A 19623-nucleotide genomic window follows, 5' to 3' on the forward strand; every position below is an offset into this window, starting at 1 on the left:
CCTTTCCGGAATCAAAGATACAGCGTACAGCCCGACTCAAAGGGAAACGCAAAAAAGAATAGGATCAATACGAAAACGGATCATGCGCAAAGAATGGATCATACGAAAACCTGTGGAGTGGTACTTTAGCTACTAAATTCCAATCTAGTATCTTCCTGAAGTTATTTTCTGGGAGTGAATATGAAGACACACTTAGTTCCCACGAATAGAAAAATCCTGAACGCTATCTGCTCAAAAAAAACCTTTTGAGCTTAATTTAGATTCACTGTATTTTTGGATCGAATTTGATTTATTTCAAATAGAAAAGAAGTATCTCTTATGCTTTTTGATAAGAATAAGTAATACGGAAATCAAGATCAAAAAAAAACCGTCTGAAAACACTTTTCAGACGGTTTTTTTATACCTTAACTAATAACAAACATTCCTTCAATTCCGGTTTTTCTATAATGAAATTTAATAACCATTCTTGTAGCTGTTCCATTTCGTAAGGTAATAGTGTTTTGATAGCTTTTTCTAACTCTTTGCAGAAAAGTATCGGATCAAAACTCACTCTTTCAAGTATTGATTTTGTATAATCAAACATCATTTTTGACATAATAAAATAAGATTTTGGGGGTTATCTCGATTTTTAAACTTGAGCCAAATTTAAACAAATATCATGTATAATATCATCTTTTAACTTATTATTTTAAAAATAATAATAACGAATACGTTTTCTTAATATGTATACATCAATATGGAATTACTATAAATAGCTCCCTTATGCCTTTTTATGTGCTCTGAACATCTCACGTTTTCCCGGAGGCCCTGCTAATTTTTCAACTGTAAATCCAACTGAAAGCATACTTCTTTTAACAACTCCCCTTGCTGCGTATGTTACTAATATGCCATTTGGTTTTAAACTATTGTGCATTTTCTGGAAAATTTCTGTGCTCCATAATTCTGGCTGAACACGGTATCCAAAGGCATCAAAGTAAATGAGATCAAAAGTTTCCTGATCTTCTATTTCATTAAAAAATTGTTTTCTTTTGGTTAATGCATAGTCAGGAGTTATTTCAATTTTACAGTTCCATTCAGAATCATGCATTTTTTGAAAGATTTTTTCAAATTCATAAGCCTCCAATTCTGCCACATAATTCATTGCTATAACTTCACTGGCATCTACAGGGTATGCTTCTACGCCCACATACTCTATTTTTTGCAGTTTTTGACGAGCTTCAAGAAATGTGACAAAGGCGTTCAAACCTGTTCCGAAACCAATTTCAAGGATATTGACTTGTTTATCTTCGAATAATGAAAGGCCGTTTTTTATAAATACATGTTTAGCTTCCTGAATTGCACCGTGTTTTGAATGATAACATTCATCCCATTCCTGCAAATGAATAGTTGTTGAACCATCGAGTGTTTTAATTATTTCTCTTTTCACTATTTTTGAATTTAAAAATATGATTTTGTTGGTTTTCGATATTTTTGAGTGTCAAATTTAGTTAAAACAAATGCGTAAACCCTTAAAAAAATAAGGTTTTTTCATAAATTCCCTATAAAATCAAGCTATTTTTTTAAGTTTATTGTAAAATAAATAAATCGCAGTTAAACAAGGTAATTAATGGATTTTTAGCAAGTAAAATATATAATTTTATTTAATTTTGCATTCAATAAAACCTATTTACATTAAATTATCATTTTATTTATTGTGTAGGGATGAAAATTACATAAAAACCAGATTATTATGAGTACAACTCAAACAAGCAAAATTGAAATCAGAAAAGCTACTTCGTCGAAAATAAGTGAAGTTGATTTTGAGAACTTAAGCTTTGGTGCTGTGTTTACAGACCATTTATTTGAATGTGATTTTAAAAATGGGGAATGGCAAACTCCGGTTATTAAACCTTATGCCCCTATTTTAATGGATCCTTCATCAAAAGTCTTTCATTATGGACAAGCTATTTTTGAAGGAATGAAAGCTTATAAAGATGACAATAATGATGTTTGGTTGTTTAGACCTGATGAAAACTATAAACGTTTTAATAATTCAGCAGTACGTATGGCTATGCCGGAAGTTCCGCAAGCCATTTTTATGGATGGTTTGAATGAATTATTAAAAGTTGACCAGGAATGGATTCAAAAAGGTAATGGAAACAGTATGTACATTCGCCCGTTTATGATTGCGACCGGCGCAGGGGTTGTAGCTAATCCGTCTGACGAATATAAATTTATGATTTTGCTTTCTCCTGCACAATCTTACTACGCTGGTGAAGTGAAAGTTATTATAGCAGAACATTACAGCAGAGCGGCAAATGGCGGAATTGGTGCCGCAAAAGCAGCAGGAAATTACGCAGCGCAATTCTACCCAACTAACCTGGCTAATAAAGATGGTTTTCAGCAAATTATTTGGACAGATGATGCTACGCATACAAAATTGGAAGAAGCCGGTACAATGAATGTGTTTTTTAGAATTAATGATACTTTATTGACAGCACCCACCAGCGAAAGAATCTTAGATGGTATTACACGAAAAAGCTTGATTGCTATGGCTGAAAAAGAAGGACTTAATGTTGAAGTTCGTCCCGTTATTGTTTCTGAATTAGTAGAAGCTGCCAAAAACGAATCCCTTAAAGAAATTTTTGGAGCAGGAACTGCAGCTGTTATTAGCGTTATTAAGGGATTCTCTTATCAGGATATATATTATGAAATGTCACCGATTGAAAATTCTTACGCTTCACTTTTAAAAGAAAAACTGACCAATCTTCAAAACAAACTTTCTGAGGATACTTTTGGATGGACTGTAAAAGTGCAATAAATAAAAAAAGAATAAAAAACAAACCCGACAGATTGTAAATCTGTCGGGTTTTTATATTTTACAGTAGCTTCGAAAAATCTGGTTTAAAATAATTCGGACCTTTCATCACTTTTCCATCTTCCCTGTAAATAGGTTTCCCATCTTCTCCCAATTTACTCATATTACTGCGTTGAATCTCATCAAAAACAGCTTCTATTTTATCTTGCAGACCGTGCTCAATAATAGTGCCACATAAGATGTACATCATATCCCCAAGAGCATCTGCAATTTCAACTAAATCATTATTTTGCACTGCTTCAAGATATTCTTCATTTTCTTCTTTCATTAAATTATAACGAAGTAATTTTTTAGATTCACCTAAATCAGCGACTGGTGTTTCGCTATGTCCTATTTTAAACGCGGTGTGAAATTCAGTTACCGCATCAAGTTGTTTTCTCATAAATTATTATTTGATTAAATGAAGCGCAAATTAGTAACTATTCGTATACAATTCTCTAAATTTGCTTAAAAATAATTTATGTATGTTTAGTCAAGGTCAACTTTTGTTTGCAATCTGTTTTTTTATAGTTTTTGTAATTGTAATGATATTTGCATATCGAAAAGATTTAGCATTACACAAAACTTTCTATAAAGGGAATTATAAGATATTAATAGGATTTTTTGTTTTTATTGCTGTTTTATTTTTGATTAAAATCTTTTTCAAAAGGTAATTCATAATTTATTTATATATTTAAAATATGAAGTGAATTTGACAAGCTAATTTAAAATGCACCGGTTGCAATTTTACTAAAACGAAATATATTTCTTTTTTTGCCTCTTAATTTAGGAGTAATAATAAAATTGATAACTTTACAACACCAAATCTATTATCAAATGAAAATTCTAAAATATTTATTTCTTTTATTACTATTAAGTTTTGTTGCCCTTACTGTTTTTGTTGCTACCCAAAAGGGAGATTTTTCGGTTGAAAGAAGTAAAGTAATTAACTCACCCAGGGCTACTGTATATAACTACGTAAATGATTTTAGGAATTTTGAAGATTTTGAATCGTGGGCGATAGAAGATCCAAGTATAAAAATGACATTCCCAAATAAAACTATTGGGAATGGGGCTTCATTTTCGTGGGAAGGAAACGAAGGAGCAGGAAATGTAATTACATTAAAAGCTATCGAAGGTGAAAACATTCATCAAAAAATGAACTTTAATGGTACACAGGCAGATGTTAACTGGATTTTTAAAGATACTTTAGCGGGAAAAACAAAAGTTACCTGGAAAGCAAAAGGTACAATGAGTTTTATTTTTAAAATTTATACCGCATTGAGTGGAGGGTCTGATAATATTATTGGAACAATTTATGAAAAAAGCCTGGCAAATATTGATAAAAATTTAGATTATGAAACTAAAACATATACTGTTAAAGTAAATGGTCTTGTAAAAAAAACAGAAACTTTTTATATTAAACAAACCTTTACAAGTGAGATTCAAAAAGTAAATAAAAATGCCAAAGTTGTAATTCCGAAACTAATTGAATTCAGTAAAAAAAATAACTTATATTCGAACGGGAAGCCATTTATTATTTACCATACTTACGACACAGCTGCAGGTCTGGCAAAAATTTCTATTTGCCTGCCAATAAACAAAGAGATTTTTATAAGTGCCGGAAGCGATATATTATCCGGCAAATTAAATAGTTTTGAAGCCGTAAAAACTACTTTAAAAGGAGATTACTCTTATACCGATGAAGCAATATCAAAAACAACCGCCTTTATAAACAGTCAGCAAATTATTCCTGATTTAACATGGTCTCATCTTGAAGTTTTAATTGCTGGCAAGTTAGATGTAAAAAGCCCTTCGAAATTAATCACTGAGATTTATTTTCCTGTAAAACCAAAAGTTATTCCAATTGAAAAGGTTCCTGTTTACAAACCTCAGTCTGCTGTAAAGACACAACAGCCTGCAACAACTCCTGCAGTAAAGATACCAGAAGAAGAACAATCTGAATTCTAAAAGATAAAAAGGCATTAAACCTTTTGGTTTAAATTCATTCTAACATGATAAATTGTAAAGTTTGACAAACGAGAAGGAATTTATAGTACAATTGTTGGATCCTAAAACGCAAAATATAGCGTTTAAGAAACTCTTGTCAGATTATCAGAAGCCTTTGTATTCTCATATTCGGAACATTGTTTTGAATCATAATGATGCAGATGATGTTTTGCAAAATACTTTTATAAAAGTTTTTCAGTATTTAAAAAATTTTAAAGGAGAAAGTAAGCTTTTTTCCTGGATGTACCGTATTGCGACGAATGAAGCATTGACTTTTTTAAATCAAAAAGCAAAGTTAAGCGGATTAACCTCAGAAGCCCTACAGAATAAGACAATAGACAATTTAAAAGCTGATACTTATTTTGATGGGGACGAAATCCAGATAAAGCTCCAGAAAGCTATTGTAATATTACCAGAAAAACAGCAATTAGTTTTTAAAATGAAATATTTCGAAGAACTAAAGTACGAAGAAATTGCAGAAATTTTAGGAACTTCTGTAGGTGCTTTAAAAGCATCATATCATCATGCTGTAAAAAAAATCGAATTATATGTTACCACAAATTAAACCTTTTGCTATAAAACATATCTTATAAACATATGAAAACATTTAAACTAGAAAACGACCCGAAAATAAAAACCGGATTTAAAACTCCGGAGCATTATTTTGATGGTTTTTCGGCAAAAGTTTTACAGCAAATCAATGAAACAGAAGTAAAAATAATTCCGCTTTACAAACGTAAAAAGAATATTGCATTACTTGCTGCTGTATTAGTTATTGGATTAATGATTCCGATAGTGAGTAATTATTATAATAGATTGAAAGAACTTGACGAAGCAACTTTAGAAACTTATTTATCTTATGGGTCTAACTTAAATCAGTACGATTTAATTCTAGAACTGGATCATGAAGATATACAGAGAATTAATAAAAATGTTGCTTTTGAAGAGGAAACACTTGAAGATATTTTATCTTCAAATCCAAATATTGAAAATTTAATTTCAGAATAATTCTAAAATAAAAAAGATGAAAATCAAAAATATAATTCCGTTACTTTTATTTTTTCTTAGTTTTTCATTTTATGCACAAAGTGAGAAAATAGATGAAAAGCGCGAAAAAATAAAGGCTTTTAAAGTTTCATTTTTAACAACTGAACTTGAGCTTACTTCTTCTGAAGCTCAAAAATTCTGGCCCATTTATAGTGCGTACGATGATAAGCAATTCGAATTGCGCTATGAAAAAATGAAAACATATTTACGTAAATTAAACGATGACAATGCCAATTCAATGTCTGAAAAAGAAGCGGCATCACTACTAACGCAAATAGAAAGTACTGATAAGGAGTTATATCTTTTGCGTGAAAAATTTATGTCGAATTTAAAAAAGATACTTTCTGCAAAGAAAATATTAAAGCTTAAAAAATCAGAAGATGATTTCAATAGAAAATTGTTGAAACAATATAAAGAAAAAGCATCTAAAAATTAAGATTTTAAAGAACAACAGCGATAAGAACCCTATAATAATACACTGTATTATATTTAGGGTTTTTATTTATTTAAAATTGATTTGTACAAGTTTATTATGACCTGCTGCAATTGCTGTATTTTTATTTATAAAACGAATAGTAAAAAATTTTGAATCCTGAGAAAGCTGTGTCCAGGTTGCACCGGCATCTTTAGAGTATTGTATGCCTGATGCTCCTACACAAACTAATTGTTTAGTATTGCTTCCGGGAACATACTGTATGCAGGATGCGTATCCAAAGCCTTGATTTTGGCCTGTTAATTCCCATGTTTTCCCACCATCACTTGTAAATGCTTTGTTGTCATAGTTTTGCTGCGGAGTTTCATAGTCTCCCCCGGCTATAAACCCGTGTTTAGAATCGTAAAAATCTGCCGTAAAAATACCCGTCATTGTTTTTCCCTGTACTATAGGTGTTTCTGCAACTTTCCATGTTTTTGCTTTATCAGGAGAGTAAAATACACGGGCTTTTTTCCCGCCAGAGACGAGCCAGGTATCATTTCCTTTAATTACAATATTAGAGTTACTAGCTGCAAAAGCGGCTTCTCCTTTAGAATTTGTTGGTAATTTATCCGACAGTAATTTAGTCCAGGTCTCACCACCATCACGAGTTATAATTATCGAAAATGTATCTTCAGTTGGATCACCAATAGCGATTCCCTCTTTATTATTCCAAAATTGCATACTATCATAAAACACTTTTTCATTAATTTCTTTATAAACCAACTTTACTTTTTGTGTTTTTTTAGAAATCTGATAAAGTAATGCAGGATTACCAACACTTAATAAAAAAATATTTTTTGAAGTTTGGGCAATACTTCTAAACTCTAATTTTAAAGTATCACGATAAATATGCTCTTCAAATTTTTCTTTTTTATCTAAATCATAATACCCAAAACGAGAATTATCTGCCCCATACCAAATTTTATTTTTATCAATTGAGATGGCTCGGATACTAATTTGATCTTCGAATAAAGTATCAATCAGGATGGATGTAAAACCATTATCAAGTGTTGTCTTATTTTTATAATTAACTGTTTTAAAAGACATAAATAAAGCAAAAAGACCAAGAAACAAAACTATTTTTTTCATATAATTTAAAATTAGTTGGAGCTAAAATACAATTATTATAACATTCAAAACAATAATAATAATAATAAATTATGGCACAGTAATTGGATATCTCAGAATATTAATCTTAATATGATTTGCCATGAAAACCAAATTATTTTTTATAGCCCTTTTAGCTTTAGGTTTTAGTTATGTTGAAGCACAAAGCCAAACTACAGTTTATGCAAAAAACTCAGATATTAGTGATAATTTAGATTTAAGAGCTGTTGCTTCCATTTTTGGAGAATCGGCAAATCTTCAGGATTTTGAAAGAAGACTGAATGATCCTAAATATCAAATATCAAATCTTGATCTAAATGATGATGATCAGGTTGATTATTTACGAGTAATTGAATCTGTAGAAAAAAGAACACATGTTATCATTATTCAATCTGTTTTAGATCGTGATATTTATCAGGATATTGCAACTATTGATGTTGAAAGAGATAATAATAACAAAGTTGTGGTTCAGGTTGTTGGGAACTCTTATTTATACGGTGCTAATTATATTTACGAGCCTGTTTATAATGTTACCCCGGTAATTTACACCTCTTTTTGGGTACCGAATTACAGACCTTATTATTCAAGCTGGACGTGGAATTTTTATCCTACGTACTATTATGCCTGGAGACCTTATCCGGTTTACAGATATAGAAACAATATTAATGTTTGTATAAACGTAAACAATCATTATAACTATGTAAATACCAGAAGAAGTTACAGAGCTCCTGTTCTATATGAATCCAGACGTGCATATGGTTACGAAACAAGACGTCCAAACTATGGTTTTGCACAAAGACATTCAAATATCAATAACAGATATGAATTAGACCAAAGACGAGTTGCAAACAGAGAGACAAATAGAAATTCAAATAAGAACTATAGCACTAATAGATTAAATACGGGAAGAATATCTGGAACTGAAAACAGAAATTATACTGTAAACAGAACAGCATCTGATAGAAGCAATAATGCAAATAGAGTTGCTTCAAGTAAAAATAATTCTGCTAAAACAAATAATCCTGTAAAAATTGAAAATTCTCCAAGAACTGAATCAAGAGGTTATTCAAATGAAAACAGAAAAAATTCTGAGGCTAATTATAATACAAATCGTGTTGCTTCAAGCAGAGACAATTCGACTAAAACAAATAATCCAATAAAGGCTGATAATTCTTCAAGAACAGTATCTCGTGGCTATTCAAATGAAAATAGAAGTAATTCTGAAAACAAAACGAATTCAAACAGAACAACTTCACCCCAGAGAACAGAAGCTCCGAGAAACTACTCTGAAAACAAATCTAACACTTCCAAACCTCAAAGTGCACAACGCTCAGAATCACCCAGAGTGAGTCAGGAATCCAGAAGCAGCCAGCCTCAAAGAGAAAACAGTTCAAATTCAAGAGGTGGAGGAAGAAGAATTTAACTTCATCTATGTTTTAAATTTAAAAAAAGCACAATTTAACGATTGTGCTTTTTTTTATCTTTTTACTTATAATTGATGCTAATTTATTTTAAAACAGTAAATTTGCAACCGTCTTTTATAAAATATACATGAGCGCATCGCATAAAAACTTACACAGTAAGTTGTCTATAGGAGGGTTATTAATTACACTGGGAATTATTTATGGAGATATTGGTACTTCTCCATTATATGTAATGAAAGCTATTCTTGGTGAACATATTATTGATGCAGATATTGTTTTAGGAGGTATTTCATGTGTCTTTTGGACATTGACTTTACAAACTACTATAAAATACGTACTCATTACCTTAAGTGCAGACAACCATGGTGAAGGAGGGATTTTTGCCTTGTATGCTTTGGTCAAAAAGACAAAAATTCAATGGTTGATTGTACCTGCTATTATTGGAGGAAGTGCCTTATTAGCAGATGGAATTATCACTCCGCCAATTTCGGTCTCATCAGCAGTAGAAGGTATAAAAACATATTACCCTGAAATAAATACAATTCCTATCGTTATTGGAATTTTATTTATTTTGTTTACGATTCAACAATTTGGAACCAAACTCGTTGGTAAGTTTTTTGCGCCAATGATGCTTATTTGGTTTGCAATGCTGGGAACTTTAGGTGTAATTCAGATTATATATCACCCTGAAGTTATAAAAGCTATAAATCCTTATTATGCCTATCATTTATTACAGATACATCCCGAAGGATTTTTTGTTCTTGGATTGGTTTTTTTATGTACAACTGGAGCTGAAGCATTATACTCTGACATGGGGCATTGCGGAAGAAAAAACATTAGAATTAGCTGGATTTTTGTAAAATTAACTTTAGTATTAAATTATTTTGGACAAGCCGCTTTTTTAACCCACCATGAAGGTCAGACATTACAGGAATTAGGTGGTGAGAATGGAAATCCGTTTTATTTGATTATGCCAGACTGGTTTCAGCCGATTGGGATAGTTATTGCCACTTTGGCAGCTGTAATTGCTTCTCAGGCTTTAATAAGCGGATCGTTTACTTTGATAAATGAAGCAATGCGTTTAAATTTCTGGCCGAAAGTAAAAATTAAATACCCAACAGAAGTTAAGGGACAGCTTTATATTCCATCTATTAACTGGTTATTGTTTTTTGGCTGTGTTGGAATAGTTTTACACTTTGAAAAATCAAGTAATATGGAGCATGCCTATGGTCTTGCGATTGTATTATGTATGATCATGACTACGATTTTATTGAATTATTATTTAATTATGAAAAGGGTAAAATTGTATTTTATGGTTCCTTTAATTACAATTTATTTATTGATTGAATTTAGTTTCCTAATTGCCAATGTTACCAAATTTGCCGATGGTGGATATGTAACTCTAATCATTGCTACAGTATTAATTTCAGTAATGACAATATGGTATTTGGCTAAGAAAATTAATAAAAGCTATACCAAAATTATCAAAATTGATGATTACAAGAAAGTCCTAATGGAATTGAGTGAGGATTTATCTATTCCAAAATATGCCACCCATTTAGTATACATGACCAACGCCAATCGGGTCGATGAACTGGAGCAAAAAGTGATGTATTCTATTTTGCAAAAGCGTCCCAAAAGAGCTGATATTTATTGGTTTGTTCACGTAAATATTCTAACAGAACCTTATAAAACACAATATAAAGTAACTGAAATTGCAAAAGATGACATTTACAGAATTGATTTTAATTTAGGATTTAGAGAACCAACTAAAATTAATTTGATGTTTAGGGAAGTTATTCGCGACATGGTAAAAAGAGGAGAAGTTGATATTACCAGTCGTTATGAATCATTAAATAAAAACAATATTATTGGTGACTTTAAATTTGTTTTATCTGAAAAATTCCTTTCAAATGACAGTGATCTAAAATGGCATGAAAACATTATTATGAACTCTTATTTTTTTATTAAAAAACTAAGTTTATCGGAAGAAAGAGCTTTTGGTTTAGACAGTAGCTCTGTAAAAATAGAGAAATTCCCAATGGTGCTTCATGCTCCGGAAAATATTGGACTAACAAGAATTATTAAATAATCTATTATCTCAGAATAAATTCAAAAACACTCTCCTAATACTTTATCAGAGTGTTTTTTTCTTTTCAATGAAAGTGGAAATTAAAAATTTAACTTTCAATCAATTAATAGTACCTTTGCAACTCAAATATTTAAAATGAGATTACACAGAAATTTAGTTTATACTACCATCGATTCTTTGAATGCAATTTTCAATGAAGGAGAATATGCAGACAAAGTGGTAGCAAGAGCCTTAAAAAAAGACAAACGTTGGGGAAGTTCTGACAGGAAGTTTGTTGCTGAAACCATATATGAAATTGTTCGCTGGAAGCGATTATATGCTGAAATTGCCGAAGTTAAAGAACCTTTTGACAGGGAGAATTTATGGAGAATGTTCGCAGTTTGGGCTGTCTTGAGAGGATATCCAATTCCAGATTGGAAACAATTAGAAGGAACTCCGGAAAGAAAAATAAAAGGACGTTTTGATGAACTTTCTAAAATTAGGGCATTAAAAGAATCTATTCCGGATTGGATGGATGAATTGGGGGTAAAAGAATTAGGCGAAAAAGTTTGGGCTACAGAAATTGCTGCTCAAAACCAACCTGCGAAAGTTATTTTAAGAACTAATACACTTAAAGGAACTAAAGAAAGTTTAAGAAACATGTTGATGGATTTGAATATTGAAACAGAATATTTAAAAGACCAGCCTGAAGCTTTAGTTTTAAAAGAAAGAGCCAATGTGTTTTTGACAGATGCTTTTAAACAAGGACTTTTTGAGGTTCAGGATGCCAATTCGCAATTAGTAGCCGGTTTTCTGGATGTAAAGCCAGGAATGCGCATTGTAGATACTTGTGCGGGAGCAGGAGGAAAAACGTTGCACATCGCTTCTTTAATGGAAAACAAAGGGCAATTGATTGCAATGGATTTGTACGAAAGCAAATTGAAACAATTAAAATTAAGAGCGAAAAGAAATGGCGCTTTTAATATTGAATATAGAATTATTGACACTACAAAAGTGATCAAAAAATTACACGAAAAAGCAGACAGGGTTTTAATTGATGCGCCTTGTAGCGGTTTAGGAGTTTTAAAAAGAAATCCTGATGCCAAATGGAAATTAAAACCTGAATTTATTGATAATATTCGTAAAGTTCAGGCTGAAGTTTTAGAGAGTTATTCTAAAATTGTAAAACCAGGTGGGAAATTAGTGTATGCTACTTGTTCTGTTTTACCATCAGAAAATCAGGAACAAGTAGAGAAATTCCTTAAAACTGAAATTGGAAAACAATTTACTTTTGTAAAAGATCGTAAAATTTTGGCTTCAGAATCAGGTTTCGACGGATTTTATATGGCATTATTAGAGCGAAAAAACATAGCAATTCCTGAATAATATTTATCAAATAAAAACAAATAGGCCTTTAGAAATAATCTAAAGGCTTATTTGTTTTTTACCCTATAATTTATTAACTCTTTTAAATGCTAAAAAAACATATATGAAAAACTTAAAATGAATTTATAATTACTTATACTTAAATTAAGTTAAGCTAGGTTTGCGCAATAACTTTCCGTTTTTATTTTCTTTGAATTTCGGAATAAAAACAATTTCTTTTGGTCTTTCGTATTTGTTTAGAAAATCAAAAAAATCAGATGGAAAATCTCGTTTTTCCCCTTCTATAACCAAAATCAGTTTTTCTCCCAGAACGGAATCAGGAATTCCTGTCAGGAAGAATCTTGTATTTATTTTATCAATTAACTTAGCTTCAATTTGTTCAGGGATTAATTTTATACCACCACTATTGATGACATTATCAATTCGTCCTAGAAAAGTAAATTGATTTTCTCCTATTAATTTAACAAGATCATTGGTAATGATAAACTCTTCAGAGATTGCAGGAACCTTAATAATTAAGCATCCAAGATTATTCTGTGCAATTTTTATATTAGGTAAAACAGTAAATACTTTTTCTCCGGTCCTTTTAGCCGCAATATGTGTAATAGTTTCGGTCATGCCATAAGTTTCGTAAATTTCTGTTTTCAAAGTCAAAACTTTTTCTTCGAGCAGGGCATCCATTTTTGCTCCGCCAACAATTAGTTTTTTTACATTTTTTAAAGCTTCAATCGAATTCTGTACCTGTAAGGGAACCATTGCTGCAAAGTCATATTGAGTTGTATTTAATGCTAAAGGCTCTGTACTTGGCTCTGCTACATCTAAGTCCAGACCTAAAATTAAACTTCGAACCAACATCATTTTACCGGCTATAAATTTTACTGGCAAACAAAGTAATGCTTTATCTCCAGGCTGTAACTTAAAAAAATCCCCTGTTGCTAAAGCGGATTGAATCATAGCTTGTTTTTCAAGTTTTACCAGTTTTGGAAGACCAGTTGTACCTGAAGTTTTCATCTCGATATATTCATTAGTATCGAACCAGTCCAGAAGAAATTCACCTATTGCCTGTTCGTTGCTGCTGCCTTCTTTTATATAATCATAAGCGATACGACACAACTCATTTTTGTTTAAATGATACCCATTTAGTTTAAAATAATTGTGAATATTTTTATGCGATAATTTACTCATGACTTAATTATTTATTTCTACAATATTTATATCACCTGTTAATTTTTCTTTCCAATTATTCCAATTGTACTTTTTAGCAAAAATTAAAAGCAAAACCGGATAAATTACCAAAACCGGCAAAATAACATCAAAGCCGGCAGACGGTTCAGACAAATCTTTAAAAACAGAGTGCGTTTGAAAAGCCGACCAGTCTGAAGTGACAAGTAAAGCACTAATAAGGTTATTTGCTGCATGAAAACCCAATGCTAATTCCATTCCGTCATCCATTAGGGTAATAACCCCTAAAAACAACCCTGTTCCTATGTAATACACCATTATGATATACCCCATTTTTTCTACTTCAGGATTCAAAATATGCATCAAACCAAATATCAGCGATGTCATCAATAGCGGAAACCATTTATTTCGAGCTAAATTAGCAAAGCCCTGCATTAAATATCCTCTAAAAACATACTCTTCTGTACTGGTTTGAATTGGAATCAAAATTGTTCCTATTAGAACTAATAGCAGAAAAGGAATTAGTTTAAAATTCCAAAGATATGTTTCGGGTGACAGAAAGTAAACGGACAAAACACTTATGATTGAAAATGCGGACCATAAAATAAAAGAAAATAAAACTCGGTTCCAATCTACTTTTCTTCTGGCTGTAGTAATTGACAAAAGTGTTTGTTTGTGCATATAATTGATTACAAAATAGATCCCTGCAAAAGCAAATACGAAAGAAATCATGAGTAAAAATAAAGTAAGATTGGGTTCAAACATTTTTAAAGCTGAGGCATTATCTGTTGGAATTATGGTATTGTTTATATAACTTTTATAAATCATCGCTACAGAGAAAGGAACCTGACCAATAAATGAAGCTGTAATAATAAAAACTGATCCTAAAAGATACTTCCAAAACTTATTTTCAGGTTTAATCCCTTGTTCTAAAAACATATATTAAAAATTTTAAAATTAGAATTCAGTGTAATAAGTAAATCTTACTTTTGGTCTTGCTAAAATACCTTTTTTTAGCCCAATTATTTTACATCAAACTTTTAAAAAATAACATGATACAAATTTACCATAATCCGCGTTGCGGTAAATCAAGAAATTGTCTGGCTTTTCTGAATGAGGCTAATCTAAGTTATGAAATTATCCCGTATCTTACAGAAACACCTTCTTTTGATGAGTTAAAAAGTTTAATAGATAAATTAAACCTCAAACCAATTGAATTAGTAAGGGTTAAAGAGAAAATCTGGATTGAAAATTATAAGGGAAAAACGTTGAGCGACTCTCAGGTTATTCAAGCAATAACTGACAATCCAATTTTGATTGAAAGACCAATCGTAATAAAAGACGGAAATGCTATTATTGGCCGTGATCTGGACAAAGTAGCTTCTTTTTTAGAATGATTATAAAATTAGTTATTAACATTTTTTTGTGATTCTTGTCTTTAAACCAAAACTTAGTTTTGCTGTCTAAAAGGAAAAGATAATAAAAACAATGAAAAAAATCAAATTTGCTGTAATACTTATATTGTTGCTTTCAGGAGTATATATTTATGCACAACAAGGACCTTCAAATCAAAACAGAGTAAAAATCACTGGAAAAGTTTTAGAAAAAGTGACTAAGCAACCACTTGAATATGCTACTATTTCTATTATGGCCCCTAATGAGACAAAAGTTATCGCGGGTGGAATCACCAATCCAAAAGGTGAATTTGAGGTAGCTGTTGCGCCAGGAACTTACGATATCAAGATTGAATTTATTTCTTTTAAGGCAAATGAGTTCAAACAAAAAAACATTCAGGAGAACACCAATTTAGGAGTGGTAAACTTATCTGAAGATGCAGCGCAGCTTAATGAAGTTGTGGTTCGTGCCGAAAGATCTACGGTAGAAATTAAATTAGATAAAAAAGTTTACAACGTTGGTCAGGACATGATTGTAAAAGGAGGGACGGTTAGTGATGTTTTAGAAAACGTACCTTCTGTTTCTGTAGACGTTGAAGGAAATGTGAGTCTGCGAGGAAACGAAAATGTACGTATTTTTATTGACGGACGACCTTCTAATGCACTGAATATGGCTGAGGCCTTACGACAAATTCCGGCTGATGCAATTGATAAGGTAGAAGTAATCACAAACCCATCTGCGCGCTATGATGCAGAAGGTGGAGCCGGTATTCTTAATATTGTTTTAAAAAAAGGTAAAAACTTAGGTTTCAACGGAAGTTTTATTGCTTCAACAGGAATCCCCGAAACCTATGGAGCAAGTGCCAATTTGAATTATAAAACCGAAAAATTAAACTTTTTTACATCTACCGGATACAATTACAGAACTAGTGAAGGTACTGGTATAACGAATTCAACCAATTTAGATCGTGAAACTGGTGCTATTACAGGCTACACTAATGAAGATAAAGACACCGAACGTATTAGAAAAGGATTATCTACCAAAACAGGAGTAGAATGGACGGTAGCTCCTAATGCTTATTGGACAAATGCGATTAGTTACAGAGACAATAGAGGCTCAAACAATGATTTGGTAAATTACGACTCGTTTGATGAAAATCGTAATTTCACTTCAACCCGTTATCGTTTAAGTGAGGGTAATGATACAGGAAAAGATTTTGAATATTCTTCCAATTTCCTGAAAAATTTTGATGACAAAGGCCATAAATTAACTTTGAATCTTTCTTATTCTACCGATAGAGATGCCGACAATTCTCTTATTACTGATGAAACAATTGGTAGTAGCGAGCCTCCTACTTTTGATACAACATTTAATAAACAAAAACAAAATCAGTTGCAACTGCAGGCAGATTATGTTTTACCACTCAAGAAAGGCAGTCAGTTTGAAGCGGGTTACAAAGGAAACTTTAACAACTTAGATAATGAGTACAGTGTTAGCACAGATAACCAAGGTAATCCTATTGATAGTTATCTCTCTAATACCTTAGAATATAATGAGCGTATCAATGCTTTGTACACACAATATGGTTTTAAAATAAATAAGTTTTCGTATCTTTTTGGTTTACGATGGGAAGATACCAAAATTGATGTCAATCTTTTAGACACTCAGAATTATAACACGAAAAAATACAACAATTTTTTCCCTAGCGCCTTCATAAATTATGAAATATCAGACGAAAGCAGTGTTTCCTTAAGTTACAGTAAGCGTTTGTCAAGACCAAGAGGCAGATTTTTGAATCCGGCAACTAACTTTTCGAGTAACATCAACTTATTTAGAGGTAATCCCGACTTGGATCCTTCTTTTACAGATAAATTTGATTTAGGATATTTAAAACATTGGAAAAAAGTGACTTTTAGTACTTCGATGTATTATGAAAGTACTAAAGATGTATTCTCGTTTGTTCGCAGCGAGACCGGAGAATATGTAGGTAATAATCCTGTAATTTTAAGTAGCCCAATAAATTTAGCTAAAGAACAACAGTTTGGTTTCGAATTTACTTTAAACTATACTCCGTTGAAAATCTGGAAAATCAACAGTAGTTTTAACCTTTCAGACATCAAAACAACAGGTGATTATAGCTATACTAATACCCAAGGAGAAATGATTACTACAAATTTAGATAACGAAACTTTCTCATGGTTTTCCAGGGTAAACTCCCGATTGACACTTCCTTACAAAATTGAGTGGCAGTTATCCGGAATGTATTTTGGTCCAAGAAATACTGCACAAGGGAAAAGTTTAGGTAATTATGTAGTAAATACAGCCTTTAGTAAGGATGTATTAAAAGATAAAGCAACGATTGCACTTAATGTTAGTGATCTTTTCAATTCCAGAAAAATGATATCAGAAACCAATCTGTTAAGTGTAAATTCCTATAGTGAATTTCAATGGAGAAAAAGACAAATTAATCTGTCATTCACCTATCGGTTGAACATGAAGAAAACAGACAGAGACAAAAATGCACCAAATAAAAACGGAGGTGGTGATGAAGGTGGTGAATTTCAGGGATAGTAAAATCCCAATTTAAAGCATAAAAAAAAGGACTCGTAAACGGGTCCTTTTTTTATGAAATCAATTAATATTTAACTGATTGTTGTTCTTGTTTTTTCTTTGCTCTTTTCTCTTTGAACATTTCCCAGCTAGCACCCGTAACCCAATAAGATACGAAACCTACTAAGAAAAACATCAACCAAAACCCTATAGTTAGTATGGTCAAGAAAAGTAAAAAACCTAAGTACTGTGAAAATTCAAACATGTTTTCCGGAATTTTTGAATGTAAGGACAAATGTATGTTTTATATTTTTCGTTAGCAATAAAAAGCAAATCAATTTTTATAAAAACATAATTATCTGTATATTTAAACTCATTTTAAATAAGGATTTTTTCAGATAAATATTTAACTGTCTAAACAAGAAGAATGTGAGTGTTTTCAGGAGCTGTTTCCTGCTGTCCACTATATCTTTTGTGGCGAACCCCGCCATAAAAGGATGCCGTTTCCATCAGGGCTAGAGCAATCGTCTTCAAAAGAAATTTAAACATGTAAATAAAAAATCCGTTTTAATCAGCGTTTTTACGAAGTAAATCAGCATCATCCGTGTTTCATTTACAACAACATTTTACAAATAACATTTACAACAAACTATATACAAATGAAATACAGAATAGAAAAAGACACCATGGGCGAGGTGCAAGTACCAATCGATAAATATTGGGGAGCACAAACAGAACGTTCAAGAAATAATTTCAAAATTGGTGATTCAGGATCAATGCCTAAGGAAATAATTGAAGGCTTTGCCTATCTTAAAAAAGCTGCCGCTTATGCCAATCATGATTTAGGCGTTTTACCAATAGAAAAACGAGATGCTATTGCCGCTGTCTGCGATGAAATTTTAGCCGGACAACTGAGTGATCAATTTCCGCTCGTGATTTGGCAAACCGGTTCAGGAACGCAAAGTAATATGAACGTAAATGAAGTAATTGCAAACCGCGCTCAGGTTCTTAAAGGTTTTGAAATTGGCGAAGGTGAACAATTTATAAAAGCAAATGATGACGTGAATAAATCGCAGTCATCCAACGATACTTTCCCAACCGGAATGCATATCGCAGCTTATAAAATGATTGTAGAAACTACAATTCCCGGAGTCGAAAAATTACACGCTACTTTATCCGCGAAAGCGAAAGAATTTGCAACAGTTGTAAAAATTGGTCGTACACATCTTATGGATGCTACTCCTTTAACGTTAGGTCAGGAAATTTCAGGATATGCAGCGCAATTATCCTACGGATTAAAAGCGCTAAAAAATACATTAGCCCACTTATCTGAAATCGCTTTAGGCGGAACTGCAGTAGGAACAGGGTTGAATACTCCAAAAGGTTACGATGTAAAAGTTGCCGAATATATTGCACAATTTACCAATCATCCATTTGTAACTGCTGAGAACAAATTTGAGGCTCTGGCTGCGCACGATGCGATTGTTGAAACACATGGTACATTGAAACAATTGGCCGTTTCGTTAAATAAAATTGCTAATGATATAAGAATGCTGGCGTCGGGACCGCGTTCCGGAATTGGTGAAATTCATATTCCTGAAAATGAACCGGGATCTTCCATAATGCCCGGAAAGGTAAATCCAACACAATGTGAAGCCTTAACGATGGTCTGCGCTCAGGTTATCGGAAATGATGTTGCAATTTCAATAGGAGGTATGCAGGGGCATTATGAACTGAATGTATTTAAACCCGTTATGGCGGCAAATTTTCTTCAATCTGCCAGACTATTAGGTGACGCCTGTATTTCATTTGACGAACATTGCGCTCAGGGAATCGAACCCAATTACAAACGGATTAAAGAACTGGTTGATAATTCCTTAATGCTGGTTACAGCACTAAATACTAAAATAGGGTATTACAAAGCTGCCGAAATTGCTCAAACCGCTCATAAAAACGGAACTACTCTTAAAGATGAGGCTGTGCGTTTGGGTTATGTTACTCCAGAAGATTTTGATGCCTGGGTAAAACCTGAGGAAATGGTTTAGTTTTAATCAAAAGAATTCCTCGAGGCTCTGCCTCGGGGTTTAGCGTAAAATAGAAAGATTAGTATATTTGTTGGATGAGCGAACACCTTTTCAAA

At 32.1% G+C, this 19623-nt stretch carries 18 protein-coding genes; 11 read left to right on the forward strand and 7 right to left on the reverse strand.

Annotation, left to right across the window (positions count from 1 at the left end; genetic code table 11):
* Positions 1-397 precede the first annotated feature (397 nt).
* Positions 398-595 (reverse strand): hypothetical protein, encoded by a 198-nt coding sequence (locus J2W48_RS22645; protein WP_310284437.1) that lies wholly within the window; start codon positions 593-595, stop codon positions 398-400.
* 165 nt (positions 596-760) lie between these two features.
* A complete protein-coding gene (mnmC2, locus tag J2W48_RS22650; protein WP_310284439.1) occupies positions 761-1426 on the reverse strand; it encodes a tRNA (5-methylaminomethyl-2-thiouridine)(34)-methyltransferase MnmC2 in 666 nt (221 codons plus the stop codon).
* Positions 1427-1729: 303 nt separating this feature from the next.
* Here mnmC2 and J2W48_RS22655 point away from each other — a divergent pair, with 303 nt between their 5' ends.
* On the forward strand, positions 1730-2800 hold the full coding sequence (locus J2W48_RS22655; protein WP_310284441.1) for a branched-chain amino acid aminotransferase: 1071 nt from the start codon (positions 1730-1732) through the stop codon (positions 2798-2800).
* Between the two features lie 58 nt (positions 2801-2858).
* Here J2W48_RS22655 and J2W48_RS22660 read toward each other — a convergent pair whose 3' ends face one another.
* A complete protein-coding gene (locus tag J2W48_RS22660; protein WP_310284443.1) occupies positions 2859-3239 on the reverse strand; it encodes a pyrophosphohydrolase domain-containing protein in 381 nt (126 codons plus the stop codon).
* A gap of 434 nt (positions 3240-3673) precedes the next feature.
* On the opposite strand from J2W48_RS22660, the gene J2W48_RS22670 reads away from it, so the two are divergent.
* The 4 genes from J2W48_RS22670 to J2W48_RS22685 all read left to right on the forward strand — a co-directional run bounded on the left by J2W48_RS22670 (position 3674) and on the right by J2W48_RS22685 (position 6329).
* Positions 3674-4807 (forward strand): SRPBCC family protein, encoded by a 1134-nt coding sequence (locus J2W48_RS22670; RefSeq protein WP_310284445.1) that lies wholly within the window; start codon positions 3674-3676, stop codon positions 4805-4807.
* Positions 4808-4868: 61 nt separating this feature from the next.
* Positions 4869-5411: an RNA polymerase sigma factor gene (locus J2W48_RS22675; RefSeq protein ID WP_310284447.1), complete on the forward strand. Its 543-nt coding sequence runs from the start codon at positions 4869-4871 to the stop codon at positions 5409-5411.
* Between the two features lie 32 nt (positions 5412-5443).
* On the forward strand, positions 5444-5854 hold the full coding sequence (locus tag J2W48_RS22680) for a hypothetical protein (RefSeq protein ID WP_310284449.1): 411 nt from the start codon (positions 5444-5446) through the stop codon (positions 5852-5854).
* Positions 5855-5870: 16 nt separating this feature from the next.
* Positions 5871-6329, forward strand: coding sequence for a sensor of ECF-type sigma factor (locus tag J2W48_RS22685; RefSeq protein WP_310284450.1), 459 nt, complete (start codon positions 5871-5873; stop codon positions 6327-6329).
* Positions 6330-6395: 66 nt separating this feature from the next.
* Here the strand turns inward: J2W48_RS22685 and J2W48_RS22690 are convergent, their stop codons facing one another.
* Complete coding sequence (locus tag J2W48_RS22690; protein ID WP_310284451.1) at positions 6396-7457, reverse strand: beta propeller repeat protein; 1062 nt, start codon at positions 7455-7457, stop codon at positions 6396-6398.
* 121 nt (positions 7458-7578) lie between these two features.
* Here J2W48_RS22690 and J2W48_RS22695 point away from each other — a divergent pair, with 121 nt between their 5' ends.
* The 3 genes from J2W48_RS22695 (at position 7579) to J2W48_RS22705 (ending at position 12356) form a co-directional block, all read left to right on the forward strand.
* The gene (locus tag J2W48_RS22695; RefSeq protein WP_310284452.1) at positions 7579-8898 is read left to right on the forward strand and encodes a hypothetical protein; all 1320 of its coding nucleotides are present in this window, start codon (positions 7579-7581) and stop codon (positions 8896-8898) included.
* Positions 8899-9026: 128 nt separating this feature from the next.
* Positions 9027-10991 carry a KUP/HAK/KT family potassium transporter gene (locus J2W48_RS22700; RefSeq protein WP_310284453.1) on the forward strand — a complete coding sequence of 655 codons (1965 nt, stop codon included), beginning with the start codon at positions 9027-9029 and terminating at the stop codon, positions 10989-10991.
* A 135-nt stretch (positions 10992-11126) separates the two neighbouring features.
* Positions 11127-12356: an RsmB/NOP family class I SAM-dependent RNA methyltransferase gene (locus J2W48_RS22705; RefSeq protein WP_310284454.1), complete on the forward strand. Its 1230-nt coding sequence runs from the start codon at positions 11127-11129 to the stop codon at positions 12354-12356.
* 144 nt (positions 12357-12500) lie between these two features.
* On the opposite strand, the gene J2W48_RS22710 is transcribed toward J2W48_RS22705, so the two are convergent.
* Together J2W48_RS22710 and J2W48_RS22715 are read right to left on the reverse strand one after the other, a co-directional pair.
* Positions 12501-13541 carry an AMP-binding protein gene (locus J2W48_RS22710; protein WP_310284455.1) on the reverse strand — a complete coding sequence of 347 codons (1041 nt, stop codon included), beginning with the start codon at positions 13539-13541 and terminating at the stop codon, positions 12501-12503.
* Positions 13542-13544: 3 nt separating this feature from the next.
* Positions 13545-14477: a CPBP family intramembrane glutamic endopeptidase gene (locus J2W48_RS22715; RefSeq protein ID WP_310284456.1), complete on the reverse strand. Its 933-nt coding sequence runs from the start codon at positions 14475-14477 to the stop codon at positions 13545-13547.
* Positions 14478-14590: 113 nt separating this feature from the next.
* Between J2W48_RS22715 and J2W48_RS22720 the strand changes: the two genes are divergently transcribed.
* Together J2W48_RS22720 and J2W48_RS22725 are read left to right on the forward strand one after the other, a co-directional pair.
* Complete coding sequence (locus J2W48_RS22720) at positions 14591-14935, forward strand: arsenate reductase family protein (RefSeq protein ID WP_310284457.1); 345 nt, start codon at positions 14591-14593, stop codon at positions 14933-14935.
* A 91-nt stretch (positions 14936-15026) separates the two neighbouring features.
* The gene (locus J2W48_RS22725) at positions 15027-17504 is read left to right on the forward strand and encodes a TonB-dependent receptor (protein ID WP_310284458.1); all 2478 of its coding nucleotides are present in this window, start codon (positions 15027-15029) and stop codon (positions 17502-17504) included.
* 64 nt (positions 17505-17568) lie between these two features.
* Here J2W48_RS22725 and J2W48_RS22730 read toward each other — a convergent pair whose 3' ends face one another.
* Positions 17569-17748, reverse strand: coding sequence for a hypothetical protein (locus tag J2W48_RS22730; protein ID WP_310284460.1), 180 nt, complete (start codon positions 17746-17748; stop codon positions 17569-17571).
* Positions 17749-18142: 394 nt separating this feature from the next.
* On the opposite strand from J2W48_RS22730, the gene fumC reads away from it, so the two are divergent.
* On the forward strand, positions 18143-19528 hold the full coding sequence (gene fumC, locus J2W48_RS22735) for a class II fumarate hydratase (protein ID WP_310284461.1): 1386 nt from the start codon (positions 18143-18145) through the stop codon (positions 19526-19528).
* Positions 19529-19623 lie beyond the last annotated feature (95 nt).

This window comes from Flavobacterium piscis (assembly GCF_031457575.1).
GTDB classification, from domain to species: Bacteria; Bacteroidota; Bacteroidia; order Flavobacteriales; family Flavobacteriaceae; genus Flavobacterium; species Flavobacterium piscis_A.